This window comes from Streptomyces sp. NPDC002619 (assembly GCF_042889305.1).
Lineage (GTDB): Bacteria > Actinomycetota > Actinomycetes > Streptomycetales > Streptomycetaceae > Streptomyces.
Genome location: NZ_JBIAQV010000018.1, coordinates 22011 through 37140 on the forward strand (window position 1 = coordinate 22011; position 15130 = coordinate 37140).

Sequence of the window (15130 nt, forward strand, 5' to 3'; positions counted from 1 at the left end):
GCGATGTCGAAACTCGGCAACCTCGGCGCGCGACTGCACCGCGGCGAGATCAGCTACGACTTCATCGGCAAGCGCAAGATCTGGTACGGCATCTCGATCCTGATCACCATCACGGCCATCGTCGGCCTGGCGGTGCGCGGTCTGAACATGGGCATCGACTTCCAGGGCGGCGCCGTCTTCACCACCCCGAAGACGAGCGTCTCCGTGACCCAGGCCGAGGAGTACGCGAAGGAGGCCGCCGGGCACGACGCGGTCGTCCAGAAGCTCGGCACGGGCGGTCTGCGCATCCAGATCGCGGGCATGGACACCGAGAAGTCCGACGCCACCAAGGCGGAGCTCGCCAAGGACCTGGGCCTCAACCCGGAGACCATCAACGCGGACCTGGTCGGCCCCAGCTGGGGTGACCAGATCGCCAACAAGGCCTGGGAGGGCCTGGGCATCTTCATGGTGCTCGTCGTGATCTACCTGGCGATCGCCTTCGAGTGGCGAATGGCCTTCGCGGCACTCGTCGCCCTGATCCACGACATCACCATCACGACCGGTATCTACGCCCTGGTCGGCTTCGAGGTCACGCCCGGCACGGTCATCGGTCTGCTGACGATCCTCGGTTACTCGCTCTACGACACGGTCGTCGTCTTCGACAGCCTCAAGGAGCAGACGAAGGACATCACGAAGCAGACCCGCTTCACCTACAGCGACATCGCCAACCAGTCGATCAACGGCACGCTGGTCCGCTCCATCAACACCACCGTGGTCGCGCTGCTGCCGGTGGCGGGCCTGCTGTTCATCGGTGGCGGCTTCCTCGGCGCCGGCACGCTGAACGACATCTCGCTGTCGCTGTTCGTCGGCCTCGCAGCCGGTGCGTACTCCTCGATCTTCATCGCCACGCCGCTCGTCGCCGACCTCAAGGAGCGGGAGCCGCAGCTGAAGGCTCTCCGCAAGCGCGTCCTGGCCAAGCGGTCCCAGGCCGCCGCCGAGGACGAGCGTGCCGACGGTCCGTCCATGGCCGCCGGTGAGCCGGAGGACGCGGCGCCCGCCGTCGTGGGCCCGCGCAACCAGCCGGCCTCCCGCGGCCGGGGCCGCGGCCGACCCTCGGGGAAGCGGCGATGACCGACGTCAGGGACCTGCTGCTCAGCCGCATCCGCGACGTGCCCGACTATCCGGAGCAGGGCGTGATGTTCAAGGACATCACGCCGCTCCTGGCGGACCCGGCGGCGTTCACGGCCCTGACCGACGCGCTGGCCGAGATCGCCCAGAACACCGGCGCCACCAAGATCGTCGGCCTGGAGGCCCGGGGCTTCATCCTGGGCGCCCCGGTCGCCGTCCGCGCCGGCCTCGGCTTCATCCCCGTGCGCAAGGCGGGCAAGCTCCCCGGAGCCACCCTCCGCCAGGCCTACGAGCTGGAGTACGGCTCGGCGGAGATCGAGGTGCACGCGGAGGACCTCAACTCCGGCGACCGCGTGCTGATCGTGGACGACGTCCTGGCCACCGGTGGTACGGCAGAGGCCGCGATCCAGCTGATCCAGCGAGCGGGGGCCGAGGTCTCGGGGCTCGCGGTCCTGATGGAACTGGGCTTCCTGGACGGCCGCGCCCGCCTGGAGCCGGCCCTGGACGGGGCACCGCTGGAGGCGCTCCTCCAGGTCTGAGAACCAGTACCTGATCACCGTACGGCCGTCCCGGCAGCCACATCGCCGGGGCGGCCGTACGTTTTCCGTCGCGCGCCGACAGCAAGAGGCAACTGTGCGCGTGCAGCCACCGGCAACTGTGCGCCGCAGTCGGCGGCAACCCGCAGGACACCGCTGTGGCATCCCCGGGGCAGGCTCGTCGGGATCTTGCGGCCGGCGCTCGGGCTTTTCTCGTTGTCGGTTCCGGGCACGTTTTCCTGGGCGGGCCTGCGGTCACCGGCAACCTCCTGGACACCGCTGTGGCATCCCCGGGGCAGGCTCGTCGGGATCTTGCGGCCGGCGCTCGGGTTTTTCTCGTTGTCGGTTCCGGGCACGTTTTCCTGGGCGGCCTGCGGTCACCAGCAACCTCCAGGACACCCCCGCGGCACCCCGGAGCAAGCTCCGCGGAATCCGGCGGTAGCCCCCGGCGTTTCTCCCGTGGACGGTCCTCACATCGGCCTGAACGCGATGCCGAGGCCCAGGATCGCTACCATGGGGTTTCCGGAGCCTGCCGGGGGACCCGGATCGCGCACGAGGAGCCCTCTTGCCAGACGAGGCCCAGCCACTGATCGCCGCCAAGCCCGAGTCCGCCTCGGCGCCGACGGCGAAGCCCGCGCCGAACGCGTCCCACGCGAAGAACGACTCCCGCGGGCCGGTCGAGCACGCCCAGTCCGCGCCCGTGGAGAAGTCGGCCGAGCCCGCGCGACCCAAACCGGCCTCGCCCACCGTCCGCCCGAACACCGGCCAGCCCGCCCGCTCCGGCTCCTCGAACCGTGTCCGCGCCCGTCTCGCCCGGCTCGGCGTCCAGCGCGCCAACCCATACAACCCGGTCCTGGAGCCGCTGCTGAGGATAGTGCGCAGCAACGACCCCAAGATCGAGAACGCCACGCTGCGCCAGATCGAGCGCGCCTACCAGGTCGCCGAGCGCTGGCACCGGGGCCAGAAGCGCAAGAGCGGCGACCCGTACATCACACACCCCCTCGCGGTGACCACCATCCTCGCCGAGCTGGGCATGGACCCGGCCACCCTCATGGCGGGCCTGCTGCACGACACCGTCGAGGACACCGAGTACGGCCTGGACGATCTGCGCCGCGACTTCGGCGACGTGGTCGCCCTGCTCGTCGACGGCGTCACCAAGCTGGACAAGGTCAAGTTCGGCGAGGCCGCGCAGGCCGAGACCGTGCGCAAGATGGTCGTCGCCATGGCCAAGGACCCGCGCGTCCTGGTCATCAAGCTCGCCGACCGGCTGCACAACATGCGCACCATGCGCTACCTCAAGCGCGAGAAGCAGGAGAAGAAGGCGCGCGAGACCCTCGAGATCTACGCGCCGCTCGCCCACCGCCTCGGCATGAACACCATCAAGTGGGAACTGGAGGACCTCGCGTTCGCGATCCTCTACCCCAAGATGTACGACGAGATCGTACGGCTGGTGGCCGAGCGGGCACCGAAGCGTGACGAGTACCTGGCCATAGTGACCGACGAGGTCCAGGCAGACCTGCGCGCCGCCCGCATCAAGGCGACCGTCACCGGCCGCCCGAAGCACTACTACAGCGTCTACCAGAAGATGATCGTCCGCGGCCGTGACTTCGCGGAGATCTACGACCTGGTGGGCATCCGCGTCCTCGTTGACACCGTTCGCGACTGCTACGCGGCGCTGGGCACGGTCCACGCCCGCTGGAACCCGGTTCCGGGGCGGTTCAAGGACTACATCGCGATGCCCAAGTTCAACATGTACCAGTCGCTGCACACGACGGTGATCGGCCCCAACGGCAAGCCCGTCGAGCTCCAGATCCGCACCTTCGACATGCACCGCCGCGCCGAGTACGGCATCGCCGCGCACTGGAAGTACAAGCAGGAGGCCGTCGCCGGCGCCTCCAAGGTGCGTACCGACGTGCCCAAGGCCGGCAAGGGCAAGGACGACCACCTCAACGACATGGCGTGGCTGCGCCAGTTGCTGGACTGGCAGAAGGAGACCGAGGACCCCAGCGAGTTCCTGGAGTCCCTGCGCTTCGACCTGTCCCGCAACGAGGTCTTCGTCTTCACCCCCAAGGGCGACGTCATAGCGTTGCCGGCCGGGGCCACCCCGGTCGACTTCGCGTACGCGGTCCACACCGAGGTCGGCCACCGCACCATAGGTGCACGGGTCAACGGCCGCCTCGTACCGCTCGAATCCACCCTGGACAACGGCGATCTGGTCGAGGTCTTCACCTCCAAGGCGGCCGGTGCCGGCCCCTCCCGCGACTGGCTCGGCTTCGTCAAGTCACCGCGCGCCCGCAACAAGATCCGGGCCTGGTTCTCCAAGGAGCGCCGCGACGAGGCGATCGAGCAGGGCAAGGACGCCATCGTCCGCGCGATGCGCAAGCAGAACCTGCCGATCCAGCGGATCCTCACCGGCGACTCGCTCGTCACGCTCGCACACGAGATGCGCTACCCGGACATCTCCGCGCTGTACGCGGCGATCGGCGAGGGCCATGTCGCCGCGCAGAACGTCGTGCAGAAGCTCGTCTCGGCGCTCGGCGGCGAGGAGGCCGCCACCGAGGAGATCGACGAGGCCGTCCCGCCCACGCGCACCCGTGGCCGCAAGCGCCGCTCCAACGCCGACCCGGGCGTCGTCGTCAAGGGCGTCGATGACGTGTGGGTCAAGCTGGCCCGCTGTTGTACGCCTGTCCCCGGCGACCCGATCATCGGCTTCGTCACGCGCGGCAGCGGAGTCTCGGTTCACCGCAGCGACTGTGTGAACGTGGAGTCGCTGTCCCGCGAGCCCGAGCGCATCCTCGAGGTCGAGTGGGCGCCCACCCAGTCCTCGGTCTTCCTGGTCGCCATCCAGGTCGAGGCACTGGACCGCTCCCGGCTCCTGTCGGACGTCACCCGCGTCCTGTCCGACCAGCACGTGAACATCCTCTCCGCGGCAGTCCAGACCTCCCGCGACCGCGTCGCCACGTCCCGGTTCACCTTCGAGATGGGCGACCCGAAGCACCTGGGCCACGTCCTGAAGGCCGTGCGAGGCGTGGAGGGCGTGTACGACGTGTACCGCGTGACGTCGGCGCGCAGCAGGTCGTAGCACAGCAGCAGTCGTACAACATGCGAGAGGGCCCCGTACGTGACCGTACGGGGCCCTCTCGCATGCGCGGGCGGCCCGCGTCAGCCGCCGAACTCCTGCAGACCCTTCAGGGCCTGGTCGAGGAGCGCCTGGCGGCCCTCCAGCTCCTTCTCGAGCTTGTCGGCCTTGGACGTGTTGCCCTGGGCGCGCGCCTGCTCGATCTGGCCCCTGAGCTTGTCCACGGCGGCCTGGAGCTGACCGGTCAGACCCTCGGCACGCGCGCGTGCCTCCGGGTTCGTCCGGCGCCACTCGGCCTCCTCGGAGTCCTGCATGGCCCGTTCCACCGCGTGCATCCGGCCCTCGACCTTCGGACGCGCGTCGCGCGGCACATGGCCGATGGCCTCCCAGCGCTCGTTGATCGAGCGGAAGGCGGTGCGGGCGGCCTTCAGGTCCGTGATCGGCAGGAGCTTCTCGGCCTCCTCGGCCAGCTCCTCCTTCAGCTTCAGGTTCTCCGACTGCTCCGCGTCCCGCTCGGCGAAGATCGAGCTGCGGGCAGCGAAGAAGACGTCCTGGGCGCCGCGGAACCGGTTCCACAGGTCGTCCTCGTGCTCGCGCTGGGCGCGGCCCACGGCCTTCCACTCCGTCATCAGCTCGCGGTAGCGGGCGGCCGTCGGACCCCAGTCCGTCGAGCCGGACAGCGCCTCGGACTCGGCGACCAGCTTCTCCTTGGCCCTGCGGGCCTCCTCGCGCTGCGCGTCGAGCTGCGCGAAGTGGGCCTTGCGGCGCTTGGAGAACGCCGAGCGGGCGTGTGAGAAGCGGTGCCACAGCTCGTCGTCCGACTTGCGGTCGAGTCGCGGCAGCCCCTTCCAGGTGTCCACCAGGGCGCGCAGCCGCTCACCGGCCGCGCGCCACTGGTCGGACTGTGCCAGCTGCTCGGCCTCGATGACCAGGTCCTCCTTGGCCTTGCGGGCCTCGTCGGACTGCTTGGCGCGCTGCTGCTTGCGCTCCTCACGGCGCGCCTCGACGGTCGCCACGAGCTTGTCGAGGCGGGACCGCAGCGCTTCCAGGTCGCCAACCGCGTGGTGCGCTTCGACCTGCTCCCGGAGGTGGCCGATGGCGACCTGTGCGTCCTTCGCCGACAGATCGGTTGTCTGTACTCGCTTTTCGAGGAGGCCGATCTCGACAACCAGGCCCTCGTACTTGCGCTCGAAGTAGGCCAACGCCTCCTCGGGGGAGCCGGCCTGCCAGGAACCGACGACCTGCTCGCCGTCGGCCGTACGCACGTACACGGTCCCCGTCTCGTCGACGCGGCCCCACGGGTCGCTGCTCACAGCGCCTCCTCCACATGATGCCTGCGTAGGGCTGCTGTGCCCCCGGGCATCGTCCACAGTTTCGTCACGGCCAACATAGGCGACCGGCGGGTGGCCTGTCCGCATCCCGCGCGACCGAAATTGCGCTGATGGCCGTCATGGTTGTCAGGACTTCGTGACCGTCGCCTTGTTGATGACGACCGTCGCGTTCGGGGCACCGTCACCGGCCCCCGTGTTCTCGCCCGCGGCGGCGATCTTCTTCAGTACCTTCAGGCCCGCAGCGTCGATCGTGCCGAACGGTGTGTAGCTGGGCGGCAACTGGCTGTCCTGGTACACGAGGAAGAACTGGCTGCCGCCGGTGTGCGCCTGGCCGGTGTTCGCCATTGCGACCGTGCCCGCCGGGTAGACGTTGCTCTTGAGGCTTTTGTCCTTCAGGTTCTCGTCCGGGATCGTGTAACCGGGACCGCCGCTGCCGGTGCCCGACGGGTCGCCGCACTGCAGCACGTAGATGCCGTTGGTGGTGAGCCGGTGGCACTTGGTGTGGTCGAAGAAGCCCTGGCCGGCAAGGAAGTTGAACGAGTTCACCGTGTGCGGGGCCGCGGCCGTCTTCAGCGCGATGCCGATGTCGCCGCACGTCGTGGCCAGCTTCATCGTGTAATTGGCCGACTTGTCGATCGTGACCGCCGGCTCCTTCTTCCAGTTGAGCTGCTTCACCGAGCCCGCGGCAGGCTTCTCGCACGGGTCGGGGGCCTTGCTCGTGGGCGAGGCGCTGGGCGTGACCTCCGCGCTGGCGTTGGTCTTGTCGTCGTTGCCCTTGAGCACCCCGGTCGTGTACAGCGCGAGGCTGCCGATCACGACCACTCCGAGCACCGACGCGATCACCGCGTTGCGCGTACGTGACTTGCGCCGCGCGCTGGTGCGCCGCTGCTGCTGCCGCAAGAACTTCTCCCGGGCGAGCTGACGCCGCCGCTGCTCCTGGCTGACCACCGGGTTCTCTCCTTATGCGTGTCGTGTGTCGACCGGTACGCGTGCGTCCTGTGAGCCGACCGCTGCGTGTAGCCCCGTACGGTATATGGGTTCGCTGAGGAAACGGCAGCGCCGGTAGGCTCTGACAGCGGGCGCCACCACCTCAAAGCGCCCTGGAACCGACACAACGAAGGACGATCGTGCTCATTGCCGGGTTCCCCGCCGGGGCCTGGGGGACGAACTGTTATCTCGTCGCCCCCGCCGCCGGTGAGGAGTGCGTGATCATCGACCCGGGCCATCAGGCCACCCAGGGAGTCGAGGAAGCGCTGAAGAAGCATCGGCTCAAGCCCGTCGCCGTCGTCCTCACCCACGGCCACATCGACCACGTGGCCTCGGTCGTCCCCGTGTGCGGAGCGCATGACGTACCGGCCTGGATCCACCCCGAGGACCGGTACATGATGAGCGACCCCGAGAAGGCGCTCGGCCGGTCCATCGGCATGCCGCTGATGGGCGAGCTGACCGTGGGGGAGCCGGACGACGTCGAGGAACTGACCGACGGCGCCACGCTGGCGCTCGCGGGTCTGGAGTTCTCCGTCGCGCACGCGCCGGGCCATACCAAGGGGTCGGTGACCTTCCAGATGCCCGAGGCCGCGGACATCCCGTCGGTCTTCTTCTCGGGCGATCTGCTCTTCGCCGGCTCCATCGGACGCACCGACCTGCCCGGCGGCTCCCACGCCGAGATCCTCGACTCGCTGGCCCGCGTGTGCCTGCCGCTCGACGACTCGACCGTGGTGCTGTCCGGCCACGGTCCCCAGACGACCATCGGCCAGGAGCGCACCACCAATCCGTATCTGCGGCAGGTGGCCGCCGGCCAGGGAGCGAGGCCCGATGCCGCTCCCCGACGAGGAATGTGACGAGAGACCTTCCGTGAGCACCTTCAAGGCCCCCAAGGGCACGTACGACCTGATCCCGCCGGAGTCCGCCAAGTACCTCGCCGTCCGAGAGGCGATCGCCGCCCCGCTGCGCACCTCCGGCTACGGCTACATCGAGACGCCAGGCTTCGAGAGTGTGGAGCTCTTCGCGCGTGGTGTCGGCGAGTCGACCGACATCGTGACCAAGGAGATGTACGCCTTCGAGACCAAGGGCGGCGACAGGCTCGCCCTGCGCCCCGAGGGCACCGCCTCCGTCCTGCGCGCCGCGCTCGAGGCCAACCTGCACAAGGCGGGCAACCTGCCGGTCAAGCTCTGGTACTCGGGCTCGTACTACCGCTACGAGCGCCCCCAGAAGGGCCGTTACCGTCACTTCTCCCAGGTCGGCGCGGAGGCGATCGGCGCGGAGGACCCGGCCCTCGACGCCGAGCTGATCATCCTGGCCGACCAGGCGTATCGCACGCTGGGCCTCAGGAACTTCCGTATCCTGCTCAACAGCCTCGGCGACAAGGAGTGCCGGCCGGTCTACCGGGCGGCCCTGCAGGACTTCCTGCGCGGCCTGGACCTCGACGAGGACACCCTGCGTCGCACCGAGATCAACCCGCTGCGCGTGCTCGACGACAAGCGGGAGTCGGTCCAGAAGCAATTGGGCGGTGCCCCGCTCCTGCGCGACTACCTGTGCGACGCCTGCAAGGCGTACCACGAGGAGGTGCGCGAGCTGATCACGGCCGAGGGCGTGGCCTTCGAGGACGACCCGAAGCTGGTACGCGGCCTGGACTACTACACGCGTACGACGTTCGAGTTCGTCCACGACGGTCTCGGCTCGCAGTCCGCGGTGGGTGGCGGCGGCCGCTACGACGGCCTGTCCGAGATGATCGGCGGCCCCGCGCTGCCGTCGGTGGGCTGGGCGCTGGGCGTCGACCGCACGGTCCTGGCCCTGGAGGCGGAGGGCGTGGAGCTCGAACTCCCCTCCACGACCAGCGTGTTCGCGGTTCCGCTCGGCGAGGAGGCCCGCCGCCTGCTGTTCGCCAAGGTGACGGAGCTGCGCAAGGCGGGGGTCGCGACGGACTTCTCGTACGGCCACAAGGGTCTCAAGGCGGCGATGAAGGCGGCCAACCGAAGCGGCGCCCGCTACGCGCTCGTCGCCGGCGAACGTGACCTCGCCGAGGGTGTCGTCCAGCTCAAGGACATGGAGTCCGGCGAACAGACGGCGATCGGTGTGAACGAGATCGTGGCGGAACTGGAGTCTCGGCTCGGCTAGTTCGGGTGAGGGCGCCGGAACCCCCCGGCGCCCTGCTCACCGGTCGATGTGCGGCTGCCGCCGCGTGGGCCGTCGCCCGATCTCGGTGTCTGTGCGGTAGCCGGTCCGCTGAGTCAGTGGTCCAGTAGTCCGTGGCGCATGGCGTTCGTCACGGCGGCTGTCCGGTCGTCGACTCCCAGCTTTCCGAAGATGCGCAGCAGGTGAGTCTTCACCGTCGACTCCCCGATGAACAGACGACGCCCGATCTCGGCGTTGGTACAGCCCTCCGCCACCAGCCGCAGGACGGACTTCTCCCGTTCCGACAACCGTGGCCGTTCCGGCCTCACGCGCAGTTGGTCCACCAGGCGTGCCGCCACCGACGGTGCCAGTACCGTCTCTCCCCGCGCGGCGGCTCGTACCGCGTTCGCCAGTTCGGCCCGGGGCAGGTCCTTCAGCAGATAGCCCGCGGCGCCCGCTTCGACGGCACGCAGGATGTCGCGGTCCGTCTCGTACGTCGTGAGCACGATCACCCGGCACGGCAGCCCGGCCTCGTTCATCCGCACGATGGAGTCGACCCCGTCGCCGTCCGGCATCCGCAGGTCCATCAGCACGATGTCGGGCCTCAGTTCGGCGGCCAGCGCCTCCGCCCGCGGTCCGCTGGTCGCGTCGGCCACCACCTCCAGGTCCGGCTCGGCGCTCAGCATGGCGCGCAGGCCCTCCCGTACGACGGGGTGGTCGTCGGCCAGCACGATACGGATCATGCGGCATCGCTCCTCGTGGTGACGGCGGGGACGGGCAGCCGGACGGTCACCGTGGTGCCGTTGCCCTGAGCGCCGCGCACCTCGGCAGTGCCGCCCACCTCGGCGGCCCGCGCCCGCAGCCCCGCCAGACCGTAGCCGCCGGAGACGGTCACCGGGTCGAATCCGCAGCCGTCGTCCCGTACCGAGACGGTGAGCGTGTCCTCGGCGTACGCCAGCACGATCCCGACCGATGCCGAACTTCCCGCATGCTTGCGGGTGTTGGAGAGAGCTTCCTGGCAGGAGCGCAGGGCCACCACCTCGGGCCCGGCGGGCAGCGCGCGCACGGCGCCCGTCACATCCAGCGTCGCACCGTGGCGGGCGGCCAGCCGGCGCAGCGCGTCCGGCAGCGAGGCGCCGTCCAGATCGGCGGGCCCGCCGCCGGCGACCAGGGCCCGCGCCTCGGCGAGGTTCTGCCGGGCCGTCTCGTCCATCAGCGCCAAGTGGCGGCGGGCCTGCGGGAGATCGTCCGCCAGCTCGGCCTCGACCGCCTGGATCAGCATCAGCAGGCTGGTGAAACCCTGTGCGAGCGTGTCGTGGATCTCCCGGGCGAACCGTTCCCGCTCGGCCAGCGCGCCGTGCGCGGCCGACAGCCGTGAGACCTCGTGGCGGCTCGCGTCCAACTCGGCGATCAGCTCCGCCCGTTCCTGGCTCTGCTCGATGACGCGGATGATCCAGCTGCCCACGGCCATCGAGAAGACCAGTGTGACCACCGCGAACAGGGCGTTGAAGAACACGTCCTGGTCACTCGGCCACCACAGCAGCGCCCAGCCGATCACGGGCGCGAGGTTGATGACCGTCACGACCGACAGCGCCCAGCGCAGGCGCAGCGTCATGAAGCAGTGGGGGACCAGGGCGAAGGTCATCAGCCGGGTTTCGCCGACCAGGACCGCCGACGGCAGGAACAGGGCCGTCTCCGCCAGGATGTAGCCGAGCGCCCGCGGCTCGTCGGGCGGATCCCCCCGCAGGATCGGGCGCCCCACCCAGACGTACAACGGAATCAGCGGGACGAGCAGCCCGGCCGCGGCGACGCGCACCGGCCACCCCGGATGCTGCGTGCCGAGCACGAACACCAGGGTGGCGAGCCAGATCAGCGCGAAGTACGTGTCCCACAGCCGGAACGAACGGTCCCAGGTATAGGTCCCCGTCGCCGCCGGACCGTTCATCCGTCGCGCCGGTTCTTCCACCGGAAGGTCAGCAGACACAGTGCCAATCCTCCGACGCACCACGCCCCGAGCACCAGCGCGATCCGCCCGAACTCCCAACTCCCCGCCTGCTCCAGCACCTGCGCCGACTCTGGCAGGAACACCCCGCGCAGCCCCTGGCACATCCATTTCAGTGGGAACAGCGCCCCGATGTTCAGCATCCAGTCCGGAATGGTGTCGATGGAGATGTACACCCCGGAGATGAACTGCAGCACCAGGAACGGCAGTACGACCACGGAGGTGGCGCTCTTGCCGGACTTCGGGACGGAGCTGATCGCGATGCCGAGCAGCGCGCACGCCGTCAGACCGAGGGCGAAGATCCACGCGAAGTCGAACCACTTCTGGGCCGACGAGGGCAGGTCTACGTCGTAGAAGGCGGTGCCGACGGCGAGCAGGATCGCCGTCTCCATCAGGCCGGTGACCAGAACCAGCCAGATCTTGCCGAGGAAGTACGCGGCCGGCGGCATCGGCGTCCCGCGCAAGCGGCGCAGCGCCTTCTCGTCCCGCTCGATCGCGATCGAGATGCCGAGGGACTGGAAACTCGTCGACATGATGCCGGCGGCCATCATGGCCGGGACGTAGAGCTGGGAGGCGGTGACGCCCGCGCCGCGCACGTCGTCGCTGAAGATCGACGCGAACAGGAACAGGAACACGACCGGGAAGGCAAACGTGAACACCACCTGGTCGCGCTGCCGGAAGAACTGCCTGATCTCCAGGGCACCGCGCTGCAGGCCGAGCCCCCAGGCGCCGGGCAGCCGCTCCTGCGAGGGTCGGGCCTGCGTTCGTACGACGGTCGTGGTCATCGCGCGTCCTCCTGTCCGGTCAGCCGGAGGTAGACGTCCTCCAGCGTGGGGCGGCCCACCCTGAGGCCCGGGATCTCGCCGTCGAAATGCCGCATGAGAGCGGCGACAGTCTTGGTCGGGGTGTCCGTGCGCTCCGCGCGCGGGGTGCCGTCGGTGTCCGTCCACTCGACGGTGGCGCCGGTGCCGTACCGGTCGCGGAGTTCGGCGGGCTCGCCCTCCGCGACCACCCGCCCCTCGGCGACGACCGCGAGCCGGTTCGCGAGGGCCTCGGCCTCCTCCAGGTAGTGCGTGGTCAGCAGGATCGTCGTGCCCTCATCGGCCAGCAGCCGGATCAGCTCCCAGAACTGCCGCCGCGCCGCCGGGTCGAAGCCGGTCGTCGGCTCGTCCAGGAGCAGCAGCTCGGGGCCACCGATCACCCCCAGGGCCACGTCGAGCCGGCGCCGCTGTCCGCCCGACAGGGCCTTGATCCGGCTGTTCTGCTTCGCCTCCAGACCGACCAGGCCTATGACCTCCGCCGGGTCGCGCGGGTTCGGGTAGTAGCGGGCGAAGTGCCGTACGGTCTCGCGGACCGTCAACTCGGCGGGTGCCGATTCGTCCTGCCAGACGATTCCCACGCGGGATCGCCACGCGCGCGTGGCCGTCGCCGGGTCCGCCCCCAGGACCGTCACCTCGCCCGCGTCCCGCGAGCGCTGTCCCTGGAGGATCTCCACCGTGGTGCTCTTGCCCGCGCCATTGGGCCCGAGCAGGCCGAACACCTCGCCCCGCCTGATGCCGAGATCGATGCCGTCCACCGCGGTGACGTCCCCGTACTGCTTGCGCAGCCCCCGTACGTCCACCGCGAGTTCGTTCGCGTGTGCTGTCATGCCTCGAGAGTCGGCCGGAACCGAACGCTCCGGGACGACCGTGCGTACCTCCTTATGTCCACCGAACGGTGGACAGGCCTGCCGTTGCGGCACAATGGCCCTGCCCGAAGAAGGTCCAACTCTCAAGCAGACGGAATCGGCGTGATGAGCAAGACGACAGTCAAGGACGTCTCCACCGAGCCCGGGCCCGAGCGCGCCTCGGCATCACCGCGGACCGAGTGCGCGAGCCGCGCCTTCGCCGTGCTGATGCTGATCACCGGCGCGGCCGGCCTGCTCGCCGCCTGGGTCATCACGATCGACAAGTTCAAGCTGCTCGAGGCCAAGGTCGCGGGCAAGACCTTCACCCCCGGGTGCAGCCTCAACCCGGTGGTCTCGTGCGGCAGCGTCATGGAGAGCAAGCAGGCCGCCGCCTTCGGCTTCCCCAACCCGATGCTCGGCCTGGTCGCCTACGGCATCGTCATCTGCGTCGGCATGAGCCTGCTGGTCGGCGCCCGCTTCCCGCGCTGGTACTGGCTGACCTTCAACGCCGGCACCCTGTTCGGCGTCGGATTCGTCACCTGGCTGCAGTTCCAGTCCCTGTACCGGATCAACGCGCTGTGCCTGTGGTGCTGCCTGGCCTGGGTCGCCACGATCGTCATGTTCTGGTACGTGACGTCGTTCAACATCCGCAAGGACTTTCTGCCCGCCCCGCGCTGGCTGAAGGGCTTCTTCGGCGAGTTCACCTGGGTCCTGCCGGTCCTGCACCTCGGCATCATCGGCATGCTGATCCTGACCCGCTGGTGGGACTTCTGGACCAGCTGACGGCCCGGGAGGGATTGTCAGTCCCGTGATTTAGGGTTTCTGACGTGGAGCCCGACCTGTTCACCGCCGCAGCAGAAGAACGTCAGGAGAAGGACCCGGCCTCGAGTCCCCTGGCGGTACGGATGCGCCCGCGCACCCTCGACGAGGTGGTGGGCCAGCAGCACCTGCTGAAACCGGGCTCACCGCTGCGCCGTCTGGTCGGCGAGGGCGCCGGCGGTCCCGCGGGCCCCTCCTCGGTGATCCTCTGGGGCCCGCCCGGCACCGGCAAGACGACCCTGGCGTACGTCGTCTCCAAGGCCACCAACAAGCGGTTCGTGGAGCTGTCGGCGATCACCGCGGGTGTCAAGGAGGTCCGCGCGGTCATCGACGGCGCACGCCGCGCCACCGGCGGCTTCGGCAAGGAGACCGTCCTCTTCCTCGACGAGATCCACCGCTTCAGCAAGGCCCAGCAGGACTCCCTCCTCCCGGCGGTGGAGAACCGCTGGGTGACCCTGATCGCGGCGACCACGGAAAATCCGTACTTCTCGGTGATCTCGCCCCTGCTGTCCCGCTCCCTGCTGCTCACCCTCGAACCCCTCACGGACGACGACCTTCGTGGACTCCTGCGGCGGGCCCTCAGCGACGAGCGCGGCCTGGGGGACGCCGTCACCCTCCCCGAGGACACCGAGGACCACCTCCTGCGCATCGCCGGCGGCGACGCCCGCCGCGCCCTGACCGCCCTGGAGGCTGCCGCCGGGGCCACGCTGGACAAGGGCGAGACGGAGATCGCCCTGACCACGCTGGAGGAGACGGTCGACCGGGCGGCGGTGAAGTACGACCGCGACGGCGACCAGCACTACGACGTCGCCAGCGCCCTCATCAAGTCCATCCGCGGCTCCGACGTCGACGCCGCGCTGCACTATTTGGCCCGGATGATCGAGGCCGGTGAGGACCCGCGCTTCATCGCCCGCCGCCTGATGATCTCCGCCAGCGAGGACATCGGCCTCGCCGACCCGAACGCGCTGCCCATAGCGGTCGCCGCCGCCCAGGCCGTCGCCATGATCGGCTTCCCCGAGGCCGCCCTCACGCTCAGCCACGCCACCATCGCCCTCGCCCTGGCCCCCAAGTCCAACTCCGCGACCACCGCGATCGGCGCCGCCCTGGAGGACGTACGCAAGGGACTGGCCGGCCCCGTCCCGCCGCATCTGCGCGACGGCCACTACAAGGGCGCGGCCAAACTCGGCCACGCCCAGGGGTACGTCTACCCGCACGACCTGGCCGAGGGAATCGCCGCCCAGCAGTACGCACCGGACGCCCTCCAGGACCGCGCCTACTACACCCCGACCCGGCACGGCGCCGAGGCGAGGTACGCGGACGCGGTGGAATGGACCAGGAAACACCTCGGTCGCAAGCGGTCCTGACCACCCTGTAGAATCCTGCGAAGCGCTGAGTCCCGTGTCCGACTCCGGTCGGCGCCTCAGGCGGGACAACCAGCCGGATCTGTTGATCCAGGAGCGTCGCGCACCGTTGTAG

14 protein-coding genes are annotated in these 15130 nt (G+C 69.6%); 7 read left to right on the plus strand and 7 right to left on the minus strand.

Features of this window, described 5'->3' with window-relative positions; all coding sequences use genetic code 11:
* The first annotated feature begins 3 nt into the window (after nt 1-3).
* Both secF and ACFYXB_RS25825 read left to right on the plus strand, forming a co-directional pair.
* A complete protein-coding gene (gene secF, locus ACFYXB_RS25820; RefSeq protein ID WP_388499096.1) occupies nt 4-1110 on the plus strand; it encodes a protein translocase subunit SecF in 1107 nt (368 codons plus the stop codon).
* Nucleotides 1107-1646, plus strand: a complete 540-nt coding sequence (locus ACFYXB_RS25825; RefSeq protein WP_388499094.1) for an adenine phosphoribosyltransferase — start codon at nt 1107-1109, stop codon at nt 1644-1646. Before secF ends, ACFYXB_RS25825 begins: the two co-directional genes overlap by 4 nt.
* 14 nt (nt 1647-1660) lie before the next feature.
* Here ACFYXB_RS25825 and ACFYXB_RS25830 read toward each other — a convergent pair whose 3' ends face one another.
* Complete coding sequence (locus ACFYXB_RS25830; protein WP_389586386.1) at nt 1661-1999, minus strand: hypothetical protein; 339 nt, start codon at nt 1997-1999, stop codon at nt 1661-1663.
* 209 nt (nt 2000-2208) lie between these two features.
* Here ACFYXB_RS25830 and ACFYXB_RS25835 point away from each other — a divergent pair, with 209 nt between their 5' ends.
* Nucleotides 2209-4725 (plus strand): RelA/SpoT family protein, encoded by a 2517-nt coding sequence (locus ACFYXB_RS25835; RefSeq protein ID WP_351350747.1) that lies wholly within the window; start codon nt 2209-2211, stop codon nt 4723-4725.
* An 80-nt stretch (nt 4726-4805) separates the two neighbouring features.
* Here the strand turns inward: ACFYXB_RS25835 and ACFYXB_RS25840 are convergent, their stop codons facing one another.
* Both ACFYXB_RS25840 and ACFYXB_RS25845 read right to left on the minus strand, forming a co-directional pair.
* A complete protein-coding gene (locus tag ACFYXB_RS25840) occupies nt 4806-6035 on the minus strand; it encodes a DUF349 domain-containing protein (RefSeq protein WP_388499091.1) in 1230 nt (409 codons plus the stop codon).
* Nucleotides 6036-6179: 144 nt separating this feature from the next.
* Nucleotides 6180-7001: a peptidylprolyl isomerase gene (locus ACFYXB_RS25845; RefSeq protein WP_351350743.1), complete on the minus strand. Its 822-nt coding sequence runs from the start codon at nt 6999-7001 to the stop codon at nt 6180-6182.
* A 179-nt stretch (nt 7002-7180) separates the two neighbouring features.
* Here ACFYXB_RS25845 and ACFYXB_RS25850 point away from each other — a divergent pair, with 179 nt between their 5' ends.
* Together ACFYXB_RS25850 and hisS are read left to right on the plus strand one after the other, a co-directional pair.
* Nucleotides 7181-7894, plus strand: coding sequence for an MBL fold metallo-hydrolase (locus ACFYXB_RS25850; RefSeq protein WP_351350741.1), 714 nt, complete (start codon nt 7181-7183; stop codon nt 7892-7894).
* 13 nt (nt 7895-7907) lie between these two features.
* Nucleotides 7908-9170: a histidine--tRNA ligase gene (hisS, locus tag ACFYXB_RS25855; protein ID WP_389586389.1), complete on the plus strand. Its 1263-nt coding sequence runs from the start codon at nt 7908-7910 to the stop codon at nt 9168-9170.
* A 113-nt stretch (nt 9171-9283) separates the two neighbouring features.
* Here hisS and ACFYXB_RS25860 read toward each other — a convergent pair whose 3' ends face one another.
* Genes ACFYXB_RS25860 through ACFYXB_RS25875 form a run of 4 tightly spaced genes read right to left on the minus strand, consistent with a single transcriptional unit; the run spans nt 9284 to nt 12817 of the window.
* A complete protein-coding gene (locus ACFYXB_RS25860; RefSeq protein WP_351350737.1) occupies nt 9284-9910 on the minus strand; it encodes a response regulator transcription factor in 627 nt (208 codons plus the stop codon).
* Nucleotides 9907-11112, minus strand: coding sequence for a sensor histidine kinase (locus ACFYXB_RS25865; RefSeq protein ID WP_389586542.1), 1206 nt, complete (start codon nt 11110-11112; stop codon nt 9907-9909). Before ACFYXB_RS25865 ends, ACFYXB_RS25860 begins: the two co-directional genes overlap by 4 nt.
* Nucleotides 11109-11954 carry an ABC transporter permease gene (locus ACFYXB_RS25870; RefSeq protein ID WP_388499087.1) on the minus strand — a complete coding sequence of 282 codons (846 nt, stop codon included), beginning with the start codon at nt 11952-11954 and terminating at the stop codon, nt 11109-11111. The genes ACFYXB_RS25865 and ACFYXB_RS25870 overlap by 4 nt, the downstream gene beginning before the upstream one ends.
* Nucleotides 11951-12817 carry an ABC transporter ATP-binding protein gene (locus tag ACFYXB_RS25875; protein ID WP_351350733.1) on the minus strand — a complete coding sequence of 289 codons (867 nt, stop codon included), beginning with the start codon at nt 12815-12817 and terminating at the stop codon, nt 11951-11953. Before ACFYXB_RS25875 ends, ACFYXB_RS25870 begins: the two co-directional genes overlap by 4 nt.
* Nucleotides 12818-12961: 144 nt before the next feature.
* On the opposite strand from ACFYXB_RS25875, the gene ACFYXB_RS25880 reads away from it, so the two are divergent.
* Nucleotides 12962-13618 (plus strand): vitamin K epoxide reductase family protein, encoded by a 657-nt coding sequence (locus ACFYXB_RS25880; protein WP_351350731.1) that lies wholly within the window; start codon nt 12962-12964, stop codon nt 13616-13618.
* 44 nt (nt 13619-13662) lie between these two features.
* Nucleotides 13663-15018: a replication-associated recombination protein A gene (locus ACFYXB_RS25885; RefSeq protein WP_351350729.1), complete on the plus strand. Its 1356-nt coding sequence runs from the start codon at nt 13663-13665 to the stop codon at nt 15016-15018.
* Nucleotides 15019-15130 lie beyond the last annotated feature (112 nt).

Coding starts and splice junctions, on each gene's coding strand:
- ACFYXB_RS25865 (WP_389586542.1), bottom strand. CDS start 11,112: ATGAACGGTCCGGCGGCGACGGGGACCTATACCTGGGACCGTTCGTTC.
- ACFYXB_RS25875 (WP_351350733.1), bottom strand. CDS start 12,817: ATGACAGCACACGCGAACGAACTCGCGGTGGACGTACGGGGGCTGCGC.
- ACFYXB_RS25825 (WP_388499094.1), top strand. CDS start 1,107: ATGACCGACGTCAGGGACCTGCTGCTCAGCCGCATCCGCGACGTGCCC.
- secF (WP_388499096.1), top strand. CDS start 4: ATGTCGAAACTCGGCAACCTCGGCGCGCGACTGCACCGCGGCGAGATC.
- ACFYXB_RS25880 (WP_351350731.1), top strand. CDS start 12,962: ATGAGCAAGACGACAGTCAAGGACGTCTCCACCGAGCCCGGGCCCGAG.
- ACFYXB_RS25870 (WP_388499087.1), bottom strand. CDS start 11,954: ATGACCACGACCGTCGTACGAACGCAGGCCCGACCCTCGCAGGAGCGG.
- ACFYXB_RS25860 (WP_351350737.1), bottom strand. CDS start 9,910: ATGATCCGTATCGTGCTGGCCGACGACCACCCCGTCGTACGGGAGGGC.